17 protein-coding genes are annotated in these 15,295 nt (G+C 69.4%); 3 read left to right on the forward strand and 14 right to left on the reverse strand.

All coding sequences use genetic code 11. From position 1 onward, the window contains the following. The 3 genes from J2126_RS11345 to J2126_RS11355 are packed head-to-tail and all read left to right on the forward strand — an operon-like array spanning position 1 to position 2,882. Entirely contained in the window at positions 1-897 is an 897-nt protein-coding gene (locus J2126_RS11345; RefSeq protein WP_209486911.1) for a RimK family alpha-L-glutamate ligase, read from the forward strand. 18 nt (positions 898-915) lie between these two features. Further along, a complete protein-coding gene (locus tag J2126_RS11350) occupies positions 916-1,866 on the forward strand; it encodes an ATP-grasp domain-containing protein (protein WP_245327278.1) in 951 nt (316 codons plus the stop codon). Further along, positions 1,863-2,882 carry a hydantoinase/oxoprolinase family protein gene (locus J2126_RS11355; protein WP_209486913.1) on the forward strand — a complete coding sequence of 340 codons (1,020 nt, stop codon included), beginning with the start codon at positions 1,863-1,865 and terminating at the stop codon, positions 2,880-2,882. The genes J2126_RS11350 and J2126_RS11355 overlap by 4 nt, the downstream gene beginning before the upstream one ends. Before the next feature lie 12 nt (positions 2,883-2,894). Here J2126_RS11355 and J2126_RS11360 read toward each other — a convergent pair whose 3' ends face one another. The 14 genes from J2126_RS11360 to J2126_RS11425 form a co-directional block, all read right to left on the reverse strand. Then, on the reverse strand, positions 2,895-3,287 hold the full coding sequence (locus tag J2126_RS11360) for a c-type cytochrome (protein WP_209486915.1): 393 nt from the start codon (positions 3,285-3,287) through the stop codon (positions 2,895-2,897). 44 nt (positions 3,288-3,331) lie between these two features. Next, complete coding sequence (locus tag J2126_RS11365; RefSeq protein ID WP_209486917.1) at positions 3,332-4,138, reverse strand: formylmethanofuran dehydrogenase subunit C; 807 nt, start codon at positions 4,136-4,138, stop codon at positions 3,332-3,334. After that, positions 4,135-5,085, reverse strand: coding sequence for a formylmethanofuran--tetrahydromethanopterin N-formyltransferase (gene fhcD, locus J2126_RS11370; protein WP_209486927.1), 951 nt, complete (start codon positions 5,083-5,085; stop codon positions 4,135-4,137). The genes J2126_RS11365 and fhcD overlap by 4 nt, the downstream gene beginning before the upstream one ends. Next, the gene (locus J2126_RS11375; protein WP_209486929.1) at positions 5,082-6,731 is read right to left on the reverse strand and encodes a formylmethanofuran dehydrogenase subunit A; all 1,650 of its coding nucleotides are present in this window, start codon (positions 6,729-6,731) and stop codon (positions 5,082-5,084) included. Before J2126_RS11375 ends, fhcD begins: the two co-directional genes overlap by 4 nt. Further along, entirely contained in the window at positions 6,728-8,041 is a 1,314-nt protein-coding gene (locus tag J2126_RS11380; RefSeq protein ID WP_209486931.1) for a formylmethanofuran dehydrogenase, read from the reverse strand. Before J2126_RS11380 ends, J2126_RS11375 begins: the two co-directional genes overlap by 4 nt. Positions 8,042-8,364: 323 nt before the next feature. Further along, positions 8,365-8,718, reverse strand: a complete 354-nt coding sequence (locus J2126_RS11385) for a hypothetical protein (RefSeq protein WP_209486933.1) — start codon at positions 8,716-8,718, stop codon at positions 8,365-8,367. Continuing rightward, a complete protein-coding gene (locus J2126_RS11390) occupies positions 8,699-9,418 on the reverse strand; it encodes a hypothetical protein (RefSeq protein ID WP_209486934.1) in 720 nt (239 codons plus the stop codon). The genes J2126_RS11385 and J2126_RS11390 overlap by 20 nt, the downstream gene beginning before the upstream one ends. Beyond that, positions 9,415-10,596, reverse strand: a complete 1,182-nt coding sequence (pqqE, locus tag J2126_RS11395) for a pyrroloquinoline quinone biosynthesis protein PqqE (protein WP_209486936.1) — start codon at positions 10,594-10,596, stop codon at positions 9,415-9,417. Before pqqE ends, J2126_RS11390 begins: the two co-directional genes overlap by 4 nt. Next, complete coding sequence (gene pqqD, locus J2126_RS11400) at positions 10,593-10,868, reverse strand: pyrroloquinoline quinone biosynthesis peptide chaperone PqqD (protein ID WP_209486938.1); 276 nt, start codon at positions 10,866-10,868, stop codon at positions 10,593-10,595. The genes pqqE and pqqD overlap by 4 nt, the downstream gene beginning before the upstream one ends. 1 nt (position 10,869) lies before the next feature. Continuing rightward, a complete protein-coding gene (pqqC, locus tag J2126_RS11405) occupies positions 10,870-11,691 on the reverse strand; it encodes a pyrroloquinoline-quinone synthase PqqC (protein WP_245327279.1) in 822 nt (273 codons plus the stop codon). Next, the gene (gene pqqB / locus J2126_RS11410; RefSeq protein ID WP_209486940.1) at positions 11,688-12,587 is read right to left on the reverse strand and encodes a pyrroloquinoline quinone biosynthesis protein PqqB; all 900 of its coding nucleotides are present in this window, start codon (positions 12,585-12,587) and stop codon (positions 11,688-11,690) included. Before pqqB ends, pqqC begins: the two co-directional genes overlap by 4 nt. Before the next feature lie 51 nt (positions 12,588-12,638). Next, positions 12,639-12,716: a pyrroloquinoline quinone precursor peptide PqqA gene (gene pqqA, locus J2126_RS25940; protein ID WP_081437156.1), complete on the reverse strand. Its 78-nt coding sequence runs from the start codon at positions 12,714-12,716 to the stop codon at positions 12,639-12,641. Between the two features lie 155 nt (positions 12,717-12,871). After that, the gene (locus J2126_RS11420; RefSeq protein WP_209486941.1) at positions 12,872-13,567 is read right to left on the reverse strand and encodes a response regulator transcription factor; all 696 of its coding nucleotides are present in this window, start codon (positions 13,565-13,567) and stop codon (positions 12,872-12,874) included. 77 nt (positions 13,568-13,644) lie between these two features. Further along, a complete protein-coding gene (locus tag J2126_RS11425) occupies positions 13,645-15,243 on the reverse strand; it encodes a sensor histidine kinase (protein WP_209486943.1) in 1,599 nt (532 codons plus the stop codon). Positions 15,244-15,295 lie beyond the last annotated feature (52 nt).

Raw genomic sequence — 15,295 nt, forward strand, 5'->3', positions numbered from 1 at the left:
GTGGCCGGCTTCGTGATCTTCGCCGAGCGGGTGGACTGGCACACCCGCTCGCTGGTGGCTGCCCTGAAGGCGCGGGGCGTGAAGCCCCGCATCGTCTCGCTGCGCGCCTGCGGCTTCGCCGTGGGCGAGACCGCGCACGGGCTCCTGCTGCCCGGCTTCGGCGACGATCTGCCGGAGGCCTGCTTCGTGCGCTCGGTGCCCGCCGGCACGCTGGAGCAGGTGACCCACCGGCTCGGCGTGCTGCATGCGCTGGCCGCGCTGGGGGTCCGCGTGATGAACGATGCCCGCGCCATCGAGCGCTGCGTGGACAAGAGCGCCACCACCTTCCTCCTCGCCCATGCGGGCCTGCCGACGCCCCGCACCCTCGTGATGGAAGACGCCGCCACCGCCCGCATGCTGGTGGACTCAGCCCCCGGCGACAGCGTGCTGAAGCCACTGTTTGGCGCGCAGGGTCGCGGGCTGGAGCGCATTCCGCCGAAGGGCGCGCTGCCGGAGTCGGAACAGGTGGGCGGCGTCTATTATTTGCAGGATTTCGTGTCGGCCCCGGCCCAGGGCGGGCCGGATGCCATTCACGAGGATTTCCGCGTGTTCGTGGTGGGTGCCCGGGCCGAGGCAGCCATGGCCCGCCGGGCGAAAGGCTGGATCACCAACATCCATCAGGGCGCCACCGGAGCGGAGGTGGCGGCGGAGGGACTTCTGGCGGACTATGCCGTGCGCGCCGCGGCGGCCGTGGGTGCCAGCTATGCCGGCGTCGACCTCATCCGCGATGCGGAGGGGCGGCTGAAGGTGCTGGAGGTGAATTCCATGCCGGCCTGGCACGGCCTGTTCGACGCCACCGGCCGCAACATGGCCGAGCCGCTGGCCGCCTGCCTCATCGGTGAGCGGGTGAGCGCCTGAGCGGCGCCGGAGACCGACATGCGCGTTCTGGTGCTGGAATATGTGACCGCGGGCGGCATGCGGCGCGAGACCCTGCCGCCCAGCCTTGCCGCCGAGGCGGCGCTGATTCGCGACGCCATGCTGGCCGACCTCGCGGCCCTGCCCACGCCGCCGGACATCCTCACCACCTGCGACGAGCGCCAGCCGCTGGCGGGCGCGATTCGCGTGGGGCTCGACACCAGCGCCTGGGTGCTGTGGCGGCAGCTCGCGGACGAGGCGGATGTGATCTGGCCGGTAGCGCCGGAGACCGGCGGCATCCTCGCCGATCTGGTGCGCATGCTGGCGGCGAGCGGCAAGCCGGTTCTGGCCTCCACACCCGAGGCCATCCTGATCGCGACCAGCAAGCTGGAGACCGCCCGCCGCCTTGCCGCCGCGGGCGTGCCGCACATCCCCACCTATCCTCTGGCCGAGGCACCCGACATTCCCGGCGCCCGCATCACCAAGCCGGACGACGGCGCCGGCTGCGACGCCACCTTCCTCTGGCCCGCCGGCGTGCCGGCCACCCCGGAGGCGACGGAGGGCGTCGTGATCCAGCCTTATGTGGCAGGGGAGGCCGCCAGCCTCTGCGTTCTGGTGCAGGCGGGGGAGGCACGCCTCCTCACCGTGAACCGGCAGCACATCGTGGTCCAGGACGGCCGCCTCTCCCTCTCCGGCCTCACCGTGGGGGCGCAGGAGGACGACGGGCAACTGGCCGGGCTGACCCGGCAGGTGGTCGCAGCCTGCCCCGGCCTCGACGGCTTCATCGGCATCGACATTATCTTGACCGAGGCAGAGCCCGTGGTGGTGGAGATCAACCCCCGCCTCACCACCGCCTATGCCGGCCTCGGCCGGGCGCTGGGCCTGAACCCCGCCACCCTCCTCGCGACCTTCGCGGCCGGCGCTGCTGGGGCGTCCCGTCCTGCCGTGACCGTGGAGCTGGCCCTTACATGAGCAACCTCCTCATCGGCTGGGACGTGGGCGGCGCCCACCTCAAGCGGGCGGTCCTGGCGCCCGATGGATCGCTGGTATCCATCCACCTCGCACCCTGCGCCCTCTGGCAGGGTCTCGACCGGCTGCGGTCGGCGATGGCGAGCATGCCCCCCGTCTCCGGACGGTCCGTGGTGACGATGACGGGCGAACTCGTCGACCTCTGGCCTGACAGGGCCACCGGTGTCATCGATATCGCCACCGAATTGGGGGTGCTACTGGGAGCTGACACCCGCATTTATGCGGGTCGAGCCGGTTTTGTCAGCCTGTCCGAAGCCCATCTGAATACCTCTGATATCGCCTCTGCCAACTGGCACGCCACCGCTGCGGCCTTGGCCGCGATCGCAGGCGACGGCATCCTCGCCGATATCGGATCGACGACTACCGACCTCATTCCATTTGCCGGCTCGCAACCTTGCTTTCGTGGCTATTCGGATGCCGCCCGGCTGGAGACGGGAGAGCTGGTCTATTCCGGCGTCGCGCGCACGCCGGTGATGGCGCTGGCGCAGTCACTGCCGTTTCGCGGGCGGTTGGTTCCGCTCATGGCGGAGCATTTCGCGACCACGGCCGACATGCATCGGCTGACGGGCGAACTGCCGGACGGGGCGGACCTTCATCCTGCCGCCGATGGCGGGGAGAAGACGTGCGAAGCCAGCGCCCGCAGGCTTTTGCGCATGGTGGGGCGCGATCTTGGACCATCGACGATGGCCGAGGCAAAGGCCCTCGCGGCGGCGGCGGCGGAGGTGCAAATGCACCGCCTCCACATGGCGCTCGCGCAGGTCTTCTCGGCCGGAGGCGTGTCCCCGGATGCGCCCTTGATCGGGGCGGGGGTGGGCCGCTTCCTGGTCGGAAGACTGGCCCAGAGGGTGGGTCGCCCCTATCTGCACGCCGGGCTGCTGCTGTCGGGCGACACCCGTCTGGCAGGCCTCGCCGCCGATTGCGCCCCGGCCGTAGCCGTGGCGCGGCTCGCATTCAGTTAGCCGGCTATATCGTCACTTGCTGCCATCGGGCTTGAACTGGGCGAGAAAGGCTATGAGGTCTGCCCGCTCCGGCTCGCTCTTGATGCCGGCGAATGCCATTTTCCCCTTCGGCGCCAGATGCTTGGGGTTCTCGATATAGTCGTTCAGGTTGGCGTCGTCCCACACCTTGCCGGCGGCGGCGCCGTCCTTGAGGTCCTGGGAATAGGCATAGCCTTCGAAGTGCGCCCACTTGGCCCCGACGATTCCGTTCAGCGGCGGCCCCACCTTGACCTTCGCATCCGGGCCAACCGCATGGCAGGCCATGCATTTCTTGAAAATCGTCTCGCCTTTGGCCACATCCGGATCGGCATGGGCCGCGCCAGTTGCAGTGAGAAGCAGAGCTGCGGAAACGAGCAGTGCGCGCATCGAGGCGTTCCTCTTTGTGTTTATGTCGAAGATATTTTGTCGGCTCAATTCAGGACGAGGATTTCGCCTTCTCCGCCGGCCAGCCGGTTGCCGACGAGCCGCACCGCCCTGCCTGACAACTGCCCGCCGAACAGCGCAGCTAAGTCCGGCACCCGTCTGGCCAGCAGCTTCAAGGCTATGAAATCCTGAGGGCCGGCCTCGATAAAGCCCGGCGCCAGGGCATCGGGAGCGGTGGCCACGAGGACGGTACCCCGCTTCATGCCACGGCCCGCGCCGGGACCAAGCCGTCCCGCAATCGCCAATGTGCCGGCTAACAAGCCGTCAGCCGCACACGTCCCGGCATTGCCGCCCACCAGGATCAGGCCGCCACGCAGCCGCGCGCCCAGGCCGTCCCCCACCGAGCCGGCGATGGAAACGACACCGCCCCGCATGCCTTGCCGCTCGCCCGGCTGCGGGCCGCCGACGCGGTCGCCGGCATTGCCGAAAACCTCGATCCGCCCGCCACTTAGGCCGGCGGCGAGCCCATCTCCGGCATCTCCCGAGATGGTGAGACGCCCGCCGCTCATGCCCGCGCCCGCCGCCGCGCCGACGCTGCCCTCGATCCGAACCTCACCGGCGGTCATGCCGGCGCCCACATGGTCGAGCCGCCGATCTCCGGAGATGACGAGCCCGTCCTGTTCGGTGGCCTCCACCGCGAATAGGTCGCCCAGCAGAGCCGTGCCGGTCCCGAACGGCAGGCTGCGGGCCGCCACATCGGCCACGTTCGCGCCAGCCAGCGCCGCGGGCAGAAGGCTCGATGCATCCACCCGCGCGGCGAGGGGGGCTTTCAAGGTCAGGCGGAATCCGCTCATCGTCCCGCCTCCGGGGTCGCGCCGGAAACCGGCGCCATCAGTTGATGCAGCTTGAAATGGAAGGGTCCGAGGTTGCCGCCGTAATTGCCGGCATCCACCGCCACCACCCCGCCCGCGGCACCGAGGCCGCACACGGCGGTGATGCCGGCGCGCATGCTGTCCGCCACCTCGCCCTCGCTCAGGCCGTCGATGACGATTTCCAGCACGCTCTCAACTTCAGCCGGCAAAGCAGTCTTGGCGATGCCGCGCAGGGTCGGGCAATAGGCCTCGTTGGAGGAGGCGATCAGGCCGGCATATTTGGACCCAACCTTGGAGCCGGAGCGCACGACCCCGCCGGGGAAGGGCATGATGGCGCCGCGCACCTGCCCCATGGCCGCCACCGCAGCCTCCGCAGCCGCAAGGGCCGCCGGGCGCGAGCGGGCGAGAATGAGGAAGTTGCCGCCCCCCACCGCCGCCGTGGTCGAGCCGACGATCTCGTCGCAGACGAACTCGCCCTCCATCACGGGAATGCGCCAAATGCGGCTGCCACCAAGGTTTTTCGATATCTGGTGGCCATCACCGAAATAGCGCAGCGCCTTGCCGAGCGGCACGGCGGCGCCGCCCTGAAGGCCCGCATAAAGCGCCGAGGTGGGCGAGGTGAGCACGCATTGGCCGGCCCGAAGCGGCACGATCTTCTTAAGGTCCTTGAGGGACATGGCGAAGATGAGCACGGCATAGCCGGGGCGCCCGTCCGGCGTCTCGGCGGCGGGAATCTCCCGTTCGATAGCCGCCTCACAACCACAACCGATGACCGAGGTCGCGAACCCCGTGAGGCTCGCCGCCGCCGTATGCGCCCAGCGCGGCGTATCGGCGGTGATGATCAGGCGCGTCCCCGCCATGGGAAACGCCTCGGCGAAGCTGTCGCGAATCTCGACGCCGTTGATGATGAGGGGGGCCGGCGCGCTCACGGCTTCAGCTCCACGATCTCGGGGCCCTGGCCGCCGCGGATTTCGCTGTCGGCGATCTGGTAATGGCTGGATTTCAGGCCCACCGCCTCGTCGAACCACCGCTCCAAACGCTTGTCCATCAACGGATCGGAGGGCGGATGCACCGCATAGGTGCGCCCTTCGGTGAGGGCGACGATCTCGCCATTCACCACCACGACCTCGCCGTCTTTCATCACGAGACGCGGGTGGGCGAACATGGCCTCGCGGTCGGCCTGATCCTCATAGAGCACCACGTCCGCCCGCGCGCCGGGGCCGAGGTGGCCGCGATCCTTGAGGCCCAAAGTGCGGGCCGGCGCGGCGCGGGTGACGACGGCGATCTCCTCTAGCGTGTATTCGCGGGCGATGCTTTCAAGCCGGGTGTGGGAGCGCGCGGCCTTGTGGATCTGCCGCAGGTGATGGTCGCGGAACGGCTTGTCCATCAGCAGGCGGATGAGGTGCGGATAGGAGGTGAAGGGGCCGCCGTTGGGATGGTCCGTGGTGAGGTAGACCCGCCAGGGGTCCTCAATGAGCAGGAACAGCTCAAGCCCGATGGCCCATTGCAGGGCGTTCACGAAGGACGTGTCGCGGTAGTTGAACGGCACCACGCCGCAGGCCGCATCCATTTCGATATCCATGCCGATCCACTTCTTGGGATCGGCGATGTTGTGGTTGCGGTATTGCGACATGAGGTCGGCCGAGGCGGTCACCGTCTGGCCGAACATGATCTGGCCCACGTCCACCGAGATGTGCGGCATGGCGTTCACCGCTTCCGCGATCTCGGCGGCGCCGGAAGAGAAGTGGCGGTCGCCCTCGGTGCCGTAGGAGTGGAACTGGATGTGGGTAAGGTGGAGGGGAAAGCCCTCCGTCGCCCCCATGGTCGCGAGCGTGGTCTTCACATTGCCCGGAATGCCGAGGTTGCAGCCGTGCAGGTGGATGGGATGGGGAACGCCCAGCTCCGTCACCGCCCGTTGCAGCGTATTGAGGATGCGCCGGGGCGTCATGTCGTAGAAGGGGCCGGCCTCGTCCAGATCGAGGTTTCGGCCGTTGAACTTGAAGGCGTTGATGCCGCCGGGATTGACGATCTTGATGGCGCAGCTCTGGGTCGCCTTGAGCATCCAGGCCACATAGTCATTGATCGCCTGCTGGCCTTCGCCCATGGCGATCAGGCGCAGCAGGAAGTCGTCATTGCCCAGCACCAGGAACCCGCCGGTGTCGATGTTCGGGATGTCCGCCATCTCGAGATGGGCATGGCGGGCGTTGGCGCCCACCACGGCCGGCTCGAACACCGCCGTATAGCCCATCTGCGAATAGCGGCAGCCGGTGGCGTGGGTGGTCGGCGCCGCCCGCCCGCCACCACAGCCGCAGAAATCGCCGAACGGCTCGGGGAAAAGGGCGCGGTCCTCGTTCATGAGGAGGCGGCCGAGATTCACCTTGCCGCCAGCGATATGGCTGTGCAGGTCGATGCCGCCGGCGAGTACGATGCAGCCGGAGGCGTTCACCACCTCCTCGCTGCCGCCCGGCCCCGGATCGGCGATGACGCGGCCGTCCTCGACGACGACATCGCGCACCTGGTCGATGATGCCGTTGGCGGGATCGAACACCCGCCCGCCGGTGACGCGCGTCCTCATGCGCCCCTCCCAAGGTTGGCGAGGATGGCGGAGGCCGCCTCGGCGACGCTGGGAAGCTCGGCGGGGCGCAGGCCCTGGAGCGGAAGGCAGACGACGGAATCCATGCGGAAGACATGCCCCGGATGATCGACGCCGGGGGTGCCGACGGGGATGAACACGTCCGGCTCGCGGGCAAACGACGTGTCGGGATGGGCGAGGGCGATGACCGGACCGGCCGTGAAGTCCGGGGGCGGATCGGGCCGGAAGGCGCTGGCGTGGAGCAGGAGGTCCGCGTCCTCCAGCGCCGTTTCGGTCGCGTAGAGGTCCGGCGCGTGGCGGGAGGTGCCGGCGCCGATCACCGTGCGCAGGGGATAGCCGAAGCGCCAGAGCGCAAGCTGGTGGGCGCCCGTCACGTTGTCGCGTCCGCCAAGAGGCAGCACCGCCGCACGGGTGGTGGGAGAGAGGAGGTCGACCGCTTCGGCGGCGGAGCCGGCGACAGCAGCCGCATCTGAAGCCGGCAGTGTCGCGGCGTTCCAGGTGAAGACGCTGTAGCGCGCCGCGCGCAGCAGGCCTGCAAGCTCCGCCAGCGAGGCTCCGGCTAGGCCCGGCAGCACCGGAACGGCGCCGATGTCGCGGCCGGCGAGGGCGGACGCCAGCATGGCGCCGGCCGTGGCCACCTGTTCGGGCGGCACGCGGATTTCGCTCAGCTCATGGCCGGCGAGCGCCTTGCGCGAGGCGTCCGAGAACGGCGCGCCGATCATCACCACCCGGCGGGCGGAGGGGGCGAACAAAGGGGCGGCGTCGCCGCCTTCGCCCGCGCGCACCGGCATGATGCGCTCGAACAGGCGGCCGAAGCTCGCGGCGGGATCATCGCCGAACACCACCAGCAGGTCGCAGCGGTTGCGCACTTCGGCGAGCGTCGCGGCGATCCACCCCCGGCGCGCCAGGCGGTCGAGATTGGCGAACAGCCCGGCCGACGCGGAATGGTCAATGCTCGCGCCCGCCGTCATGGCGATATCGTAGAGCCGCCGGTGCCCTTCGAGATCAGCGCCGAGCCCGGAGAAGACGGACGCACGCGCCGCCTTCAGGTGGCCCGCCGCAGCCGCCGCAGCCTCGGCAAGGCTTACGGGCGCGCCGTTGACGCGGGGAGAAGGGGGAGGCACGTCGCCACGCGCCAGGAGGCGGGCGGCATCGGCGCAGGCCTTGCGCGGCATCACCACGCGGCCGGCGACGGCCACCTCGATGTCGTCGCAGCCGAGGCCGCAGAACCCGCACACCACGTCTCGCACGATGCGGGGGGCATCGGCTTCGGTCGTTTCGCCCGATGACATGAGGCTCACCCCTGCCCGGAAGAGGCGTCGCACGGCACGGCCGGCGAACAAAAGCCCAGCATCGGCGCGAAGCCGGCTCCAAAACGGGGGTCAAGCGAGAAGAGAACGGGACTCAAGCGGTAACTGGCCATGGCTTTGCCTTGGGATTGATGGACCCAATCAAGACGCCGCGGCGGTTGCCCGCTTGTCGTTGCAGTGCGCTTCGGAAAGATCCGTGCGCCATGCGTCTGTTCTTGGCGGGGACGCTAACACAGCGAAGCGGAGCCGAAAACCCGTCACATGTGCGGCGCCTGCGAGAAGGATTTGTGCGGCGCGGAAACGATTTACTTGAAGCAGGTGATTTCTGCTTCCGCCTGCGCCCGGCGCAGTTCGGCGATGGTGTCTTCATATTGGGGCGTGTTGCGGAAGATGTTCGCCGCCTGCCCCACGCCCTGCCGCATGGAGAGAATGGTCTCGGCCGCGACATAATGGTCATAGGGCAGGATCGAGGCGAGCGTGTCCACCGAGCAGGAACAGCGCGCCATGGCTTCCCGGGTCTGGCCGTTGGCGGCCATGCAGCCGAACACGTAATCGACGCGCGCGGAGGTGGGATAATCGTTGTCGCTGGCGCTCGCCGCAGCCGCCGCCCCGCAGAGGGTGAGCAGCAGGGCGCCGGCCTCAATGGCCCGTCGGATCATAACCGATGCTCTCCTCCCACAGGGCGCCGCCCGGCGCCTCGGCCTTGATGGCCAGCCGCACGATCTGGCCGGGAACCTCCGGCGACACCTCGAACGTATAGACGAGCGTTTCGAGCCCGCGCATCCGCGCGGCGTTGGGATCGCCCTTGAACGGGCTCACCGCGACGCGCCAGCCCTTCACCGTCTGCCCGCCCACGGTGAGGTCGGTTGCGGTGACGGTGGCGGCATCGCGCAAAGCAGTGCGGATGGCGGTCTTGAAGTAGCGGGGATTCCCCTTGAGCCGCCCCGACAGGTCGCCGAGGTGGTTCTCGAGGAAAAGAAGCAGCATGGGGTTGGTGGTCACGCCCTCGAACGGCCCGGCGGCGTGGTGGCGCTCCGGCGAGAAGAAATCGACCTTCACGTCACGCGCATCGCCCCCGCCCGCGCTCGTCTCGATCATGAGAACCACGCGATCCTCGAAGGTCGCCCCGAGTTCGGGATTGGCCACCTTGCGGGCATATCGATAGGTGAGCGTCTGGCCGGCCTTGGTGTTGGCGAGCTGCGGCTCCTCGAACAGCAGCGTCGCCGCGTCAGGGGTGGCCGGCTGGGAGGCGGCCTGCGCCTCGGCACCGCTCGCCGCCTGCGGCATCACGAGGGCGCCGCCGGAGAACAGGGCGGCCATGGAGACGAGCCAGAGGCCCAGCGCACGATTGAGGCTCACGATGCGGCTCCTTCGGGCGTCTTCGCGGGCGCCCCGCCGATGGTGCGATAGACGTAATCCGGGGCGACCGCCGCCGCCTCCCCCGTCGCCAGCGCCTCGACGCGGGCGTGGAAGGGCGAGAGCGAGCAGGCCGGGTCGGTCGCCGCCGCATCACCCACCAGCGCCATGGCCTGGCAGCGGCAGCCGCCGAAGTCCATCTCCCGCCGGTCGCAGCTGCGGCAGGGCTCGCGCATCCAGTCGGTGCCGCGAAAGGCGTTGAAGGCCGGCGAGGCACGCCAGATATCGCCCAGCGCGTGGTCGCGCACGGACCAGAATTCGAGGTTCGGGATGCTTTCCGCCGCATGGCAGGGCAGCACCCGGCCGGTGGGCGTGACATTCAGCGTGCGCCGCCCCCAGCCGCCGGAGCAGGGCTTGGGATAGCGGGCGTAATAGTCCGGGATCACCATGTCGATGACGAGGATGCCTTCGAGCCGCCGCCGCGCCTCCTCCACCAGCGCCACGGAATGATCCACGTCCGGGCGGGCGGGCATGAGGGCAGCGCGGTTCGCATAGGCCCAGCCGTAATACTGGGTGTGCGCCACCTCCAGCCGGCGGGCCTTCAGCGCCACGGCAAGGGCGATGATGTCCTCCACCTCATGGATGTTGCCGCGATGGATGACGGCATTGAGCGTCAGGGGCAGGCCGAGGTCGGTGACCTTGCGGGCGAATTCCAGCTTCGCCGCGTGGCCGCCCTTGTATCCGCCGATGCGGTCGCCGGTCTCGGCGCTCGCCCCCTGCACGGAGAGCTGCACATGGTCGAGCCCCGCATCCGAGAGCGCGTCGATCATGCCGGAGGCGCGACCGATGCCGGAGGTGATGAGGTTGGTGTAGAGCCCCTCCGCCGCGCAATGGGCGGTCAGCTCCACGAGGTCTGGCCGGGCGGTCGGCTCGCCGCCGGAGAGGTGGACGTGGAGGATGCCCAGCGCCGCCGCCTCGCTCAGCACCCGCTTCCAGGTGGCGGTGTCCAGCTCCGCCTCGCGGCGCTCCAGCTCCAGCGGGTTGGAGCAATAGGGACAGCGCAGGGGGCAGCGATGGGTCAGCTCGGCGAGGATGCCGATGGGATGGCCGACCGGGGGCGCCACCGCCGGGCGGGGCGCCTCGCGCACCTCGGTACGGATATCGCTGCCGATCCCGCTCATGTCTCGATCACCCGGCGCGCGATGAGGCTGCCGATCATGTCCTTGACGTCATCGGCGATCACCTCGCGCTTTTCGTCGTAGCGGGCGGCGAGGGCATCCACGATCTCGGCGCAGGTGCGCTTTCCGTCCACCAGTTCCAGCACGGCGGCGGCGATCTCGTCGATGTCGAACGCCCGCTCCGGCGCCAGCAGCACATGGCGGGCGCGCACCTGATCGTATTTGAGCTTCACGCCACGGGGCAGGCGCGGAACGTCGGTTTCCTCGGCGCGCATCTCATTCCCCGACGATGGCGACGCCCGGTCGCCAGGCACCCGGCGCGGGCCAACCCGGCGCCACATAGGCGAGATAGAGCGCGTCCAGCTGCGCCCACAGCACCTCGGTCTTGAAGGTGAGGGCGCGGATGACGGCGCGCTGCTCGGCCGCCGTGCGGGCGTGCTGCTTCACGTATTCGAGGGCGAAGTCCGCATCCTTCGGCGCCTGGTCGAGGCGGCGGCGGAAATAGGCGACGACGGTCTCGTTGATGAAATCGTAGTGCTCCAGCATCCCCGAGATGCGCTCGGCATGGATGCCCGGCGCGAACAACTCGGTGAGCGAGGAGGCCACCGCCTCCAGCAAGGTGTTCTCCGCCACGAAGCGCACATAGGCTTCCACCGCGAACTTGGTGGCCGGCAGGGCGCCTTCCCTGGAGACCACATAATCCCGGTCGAGGCCGAGGCCGTCTGTCAGCACCAGCCAGCGCTCGATGCCGCCGGAATCCGCGCCGAAGCCGTCATGGTCGGTGATGCGGTGCAGCCATTCCCGGCGCAGCTCGCGGTCGTCGCAGCGGGCCATCAGCGCCGCATCCTTGCGGGGGATGGCGGACTGGTAACAGTAGCGGTTGAGCGCCCAGGCGCGGACCTGATCGCGGTTCAGCCGGCCGGAATGCAGCAGCTTATGGAAGGGGTGGAGGTTGTGGTAGCGCGTCGCGCCCACCGCGCGCAGCGCCGCCTCAAGCCCTTCTGGGGAGAGGGGCTCCTGCGGCGCGGGCAAAGGCGGGAAATCGGCGGGAAGATCGGCCGCTTCGGCCAGCACCCGGACGGTGGCTTGCGCGCTCATAGGGTGAACTCCATTCCATCCCGGGCGACCGTCCAGCCGGCCGATTCCACGGCGCGGTGCTCATCGGAGCCATCGATCAGCGCGGGATTGGTGTTGTTGATGTGAATGAACACCCGGCGCGCCACCGGCAGATCGGCAAGCAGCGCCACCGTGCCATCCGTGCCGGACATGGAGAGGTGCCCCATGCGCGCGCCCGTCTTGGTGCCGATGCCGGCGGTGATCATCTCGTCGTCGCGGTAGAGCGTGCCGTCGAAGAACAGAAGGTCGGCCCCGGCGATGCGCCGGCGCAGGCCATCCGTCACGGCGGCACAGCCAGGCACGTAGACGAGACGGCGTCCGGCGGACGTGATCGTCACACCCACGGTGGAGCCGGATTCCTCGCCGATCACGAGAGAAGCATCCTCGCGCCAGAGCGGCACCTTGCCGGGCACGGTGAAGAATTCCATGGTCAGGCCCGGCACCGGCGAGAACGGCACGTCGAACGAGACGGGCTCCCGGCGCACCAGCGCCCTGGACACCACGTCGAAGACCTGGTTCTGCGCGATCAGCGTGAGCGTGTCGGCCGTGCCGTATACCTCGAACGCCTGCTGCTCCCGCAAGGTCAGCAGACCGGCGATGTGGTCCACGTCACCATTGGTGAGGACGACGGCGCGAATGGGGCTGTCGCGGCCATCCACCCGAGGCTGAAGCGCCCGGGTCGCGGCGATCTGGGCCCGCAGATCGGGCGAGGCATTCAGGAGCACCCACGAGGCACCGTCCTCCGAGACGGCGATGCTCGACTGGGTGCGGGGTGTGACCCGTGGATCACCCATCCATGCCAGTTGGCACACCGGACAGCGGCAGTTCCACTGGGGAACGCCGCCGCCGGCCGCTGAACCGAGAACGATCACCTGCATGACGCGACAAACGCTCCTGCCCAATCGCTCGCGGCTCCCGACCTCGGTCGATCAGAAATCGGCCGGCAGGTAAGCAGTGACTTCCATGCCGACGCAGACTTCGCAGACCTGGGGCTTGTTCCAGCGCATGATGCTTTCCTCCTGTGTGCTCTTACGATCCTTATAAGAAGATCATAAGAAATTGATGTAACGAGGTTTTTCGCTACAACGGAGTCGAATATTGGCAGCCGAATCGGTTCCCGCAAGTGAAATCTGATGGTGCATTGCAATACTTCTGGAGCACATCAGTGCGGTGACGGTGCGGACAGGTCGAGCATGAAGCCGCGTCCCCGCACTGTCGCCACCTGGGGGCCGCCCGCGCGCCCCACCGGCGCGAGCTTGGTGCGCAGATAGCCCACGTAGACGTCCACCACGTTTAGTGAGGCGCCGCCCTGGCTGGCCCAGAGCCGGTCGAAGATCTCGCCGCGGGCGATCGGGCGGTTGGGGCTGGCCATGAGCAGGGCCAGAAGGTCAGCCTCGCGCTCGGTGAGCCGCACATGCACCTCGCCGAACTTCGCCGTGCGGGTGGAGGGATCAAGCACGAGCCGCCCCGCCATCACGCGGTCGGCGTGGCTTTCGCCGAGGCGATGCAGGAGATGGGTGCGCAGCCGCGCCACCAGCTCACCAAACACGAACGGCTTGACGATGTAGTCGTCGGCCCCGGCGCCGAGGCCCTCGGCACGGTCATGCACCTCATCCTTGGCGCTCAGGAACAGGATGGGGCCGGAGTGGCCCGCGCTGCGCAGCGCCCGGCACACATCGATGCCGGAGCCGTCCGGCAGCATCATGTCGAGCACCACGGCGCAGGGATTGTATTGCCGCGCCGTCTCCAGGGCCTCGTCGGCGCGGCCCACGACGGTCACGTCGAACCCCTCGGCGGAGAGGCCGCGGCTCAGCATGGCGCCAATGTCGCTGTCGTCTTCCACCACCAGGATGTTCATGGTTCCTCCAGTGCTTCATCGGCGTTGGCGCGGCTGCCCGCGGCCCTCTGCAGAGGGTCGCGACTGCTGGCGGCCGGTCACGCGGTCGGTCGGGGCTCGGCTGCGGTCTCGCCGGGCGCTGCGGCGGCCTGCGGGAGCGCGATCGCCACCCGGGTGCCACCCTTCTCCCCGTCCTCCAGTGTGATACGTCCGCCGTGCCGCGTCACCACCCAATCGGCGAGGGCAAGGCCCAGGCCGAAACCCTCGCCAGCGCCCAGCCGCGCGCCGCGCGCGAACAGGCGGGTCCGGGCGTCGGGCGCAATGCCGCACCCGTCGTCGGTGATGCTGATGGTGTCCACCCCATGCCCGTCCGCATCCGTCCCGTGCGTGACCGCCACGGTGACGCGGGTGAGCGGGCGTCCGTGGCGCAAGGCGTTGTCGATGACCCCTTCCACCACCTGCCGCAGCCATTCGCGATCGGCATGCACGAGAAACGCCGGCTCCGGCGCGTGCAGCACCAGCGCCACGCCTTGCCGCCGCGCCACCGGCTCCAGCCCCGCCACCGCGTCGGCAAGCAATGGTGCAAGGGGCGTGTCCTGAAACACCAGCTCGATCTCCCCACTCTCGGAACGGGCGACCCGCAGCAGATCCTCCACCCGGCGGTGGAGCATGCCCGCGCGCTTGCGGATGGTGGCGAGGACCGTGCGGCTCACGCTCTCCGGGATGGCCGGCGCCCGCTGGGTGACGTCGCACTCGCCGATGATGACGGTCAGCGGCGTGCGCAGCTCATGGCTCACATCGGCGAAGAAGCGCCGCCGGGAGGCATCGATGGCGGCCAGGCGGGCATTGGCCTCGGTCAGGTCCGCCGTGCGGTCGGTGATGGTCTTTTCCAGCTCCGCCCGGTCCTGCGCGACCTTGCGCTCGCGCCGCGCCAGCAGGGCGGCCATGCGGTTGAAGCGGGCCGTCAGCACGCCCAGTTCGTCGCGCTGGCCGATGGCGAGGCGGGCGGAAAGATCGCCGCGACCGATGGCCGCGGCGGCCCGGTCGATCTCCCGCAGCCGGCCGAGCAGCGGCTGGGCCAGCGCGCGATACAGCACCAGCGCCGCCGCGAACACCGCCAGCGCCATGGCCACCGCGCCGATCCGCAGCCGGTCGGCCAGAGCCACGGCTTCCTCCCGCGCGGCGGTGACGCCGCGCCGCTCGCTCTCCACAAGCAGGGAAAGCGTCGGCCCGGCCGAGGCCGCAAACGCATTGAGGGAGCCGCGCACCCGGTCGCCCCGGCGGGCGGGATCAGGATCACGGGTCGCGGCGGTGATCTGACGGTCCAGCGAGATGAAGTCCGCCCGCAGCCGGGCCAGCAGTCGCTCCTGCGGCCTCAGACCGTTCTGCATGTCGGGCGCCGCCTGCGCCGCCTTCACTGTGGAGGCTTCCAGCAGGGCCGAGACGCGCGAGCGCGTGTCCTCCAGCCGGCCGGCGCTCACCGTCGGGCTTTCGGTGGCGGCGATGGCGGCGAGGCCGTAATCGGACAAGCGGGCCGAGATCTCTGTCAGCACGTCGAGGCGCTGCTGGGCCGAGATGGCCGCCTCCAGCGCCCCGTCCACGGCCCGCAAGGCGATGAGCAGGCTCAGGCCCGCGAGCACCGCCAGCACGGCTGTCGCGCCCGCCAGCGCGGCCAGTTTGAAACGGATGGATCGCATCGCCGCGCGGATGCCTCCCGCCCCCTGCCGGCGGCGCCACCACTGGCCCGCT

Source organism: Xanthobacter flavus, assembly GCF_017875275.1.
Lineage (GTDB): Bacteria > Pseudomonadota > Alphaproteobacteria > Rhizobiales > Xanthobacteraceae > Xanthobacter > Xanthobacter flavus_A.

Excerpts from the sequence above, each read along its gene's own strand:
- J2126_RS11350 (WP_245327278.1), top strand. The coding sequence starts at position 916 with ATGCGCGTTCTGGTGCTGGAATATGTGACCGCGGGCGGCATGCGGCGC.
- J2126_RS11355 (WP_209486913.1), top strand. The coding sequence starts at position 1,863 with ATGAGCAACCTCCTCATCGGCTGGGACGTGGGCGGCGCCCACCTCAAG.
- J2126_RS11360 (WP_209486915.1), bottom strand. The coding sequence starts at position 3,287 with ATGCGCGCACTGCTCGTTTCCGCAGCTCTGCTTCTCACTGCAACTGGC.
- J2126_RS11365 (WP_209486917.1), bottom strand. The coding sequence starts at position 4,138 with ATGAGCGGATTCCGCCTGACCTTGAAAGCCCCCCTCGCCGCGCGGGTG.
- J2126_RS11375 (WP_209486929.1), bottom strand. The coding sequence starts at position 6,731 with ATGAGGACGCGCGTCACCGGCGGGCGGGTGTTCGATCCCGCCAACGGC.
- J2126_RS11380 (WP_209486931.1), bottom strand. The coding sequence starts at position 8,041 with ATGTCATCGGGCGAAACGACCGAAGCCGATGCCCCCCGCATCGTGCGA.
- J2126_RS11385 (WP_209486933.1), bottom strand. The coding sequence starts at position 8,718 with ATGATCCGACGGGCCATTGAGGCCGGCGCCCTGCTGCTCACCCTCTGC.
- pqqE (WP_209486936.1), bottom strand. The coding sequence starts at position 10,596 with ATGAGCGGGATCGGCAGCGATATCCGTACCGAGGTGCGCGAGGCGCCC.
- pqqD (WP_209486938.1), bottom strand. The coding sequence starts at position 10,868 with ATGCGCGCCGAGGAAACCGACGTTCCGCGCCTGCCCCGTGGCGTGAAG.
- pqqC (WP_245327279.1), bottom strand. The coding sequence starts at position 11,691 with ATGAGCGCGCAAGCCACCGTCCGGGTGCTGGCCGAAGCGGCCGATCTT.
- pqqB (WP_209486940.1), bottom strand. The coding sequence starts at position 12,587 with ATGCAGGTGATCGTTCTCGGTTCAGCGGCCGGCGGCGGCGTTCCCCAG.
- pqqA (WP_081437156.1), bottom strand. The coding sequence starts at position 12,716 with ATGCGCTGGAACAAGCCCCAGGTCTGCGAAGTCTGCGTCGGCATGGAA.
- J2126_RS11420 (WP_209486941.1), bottom strand. The coding sequence starts at position 13,567 with ATGAACATCCTGGTGGTGGAAGACGACAGCGACATTGGCGCCATGCTG.
- J2126_RS11425 (WP_209486943.1), bottom strand. The coding sequence starts at position 15,243 with ATGCGATCCATCCGTTTCAAACTGGCCGCGCTGGCGGGCGCGACAGCC.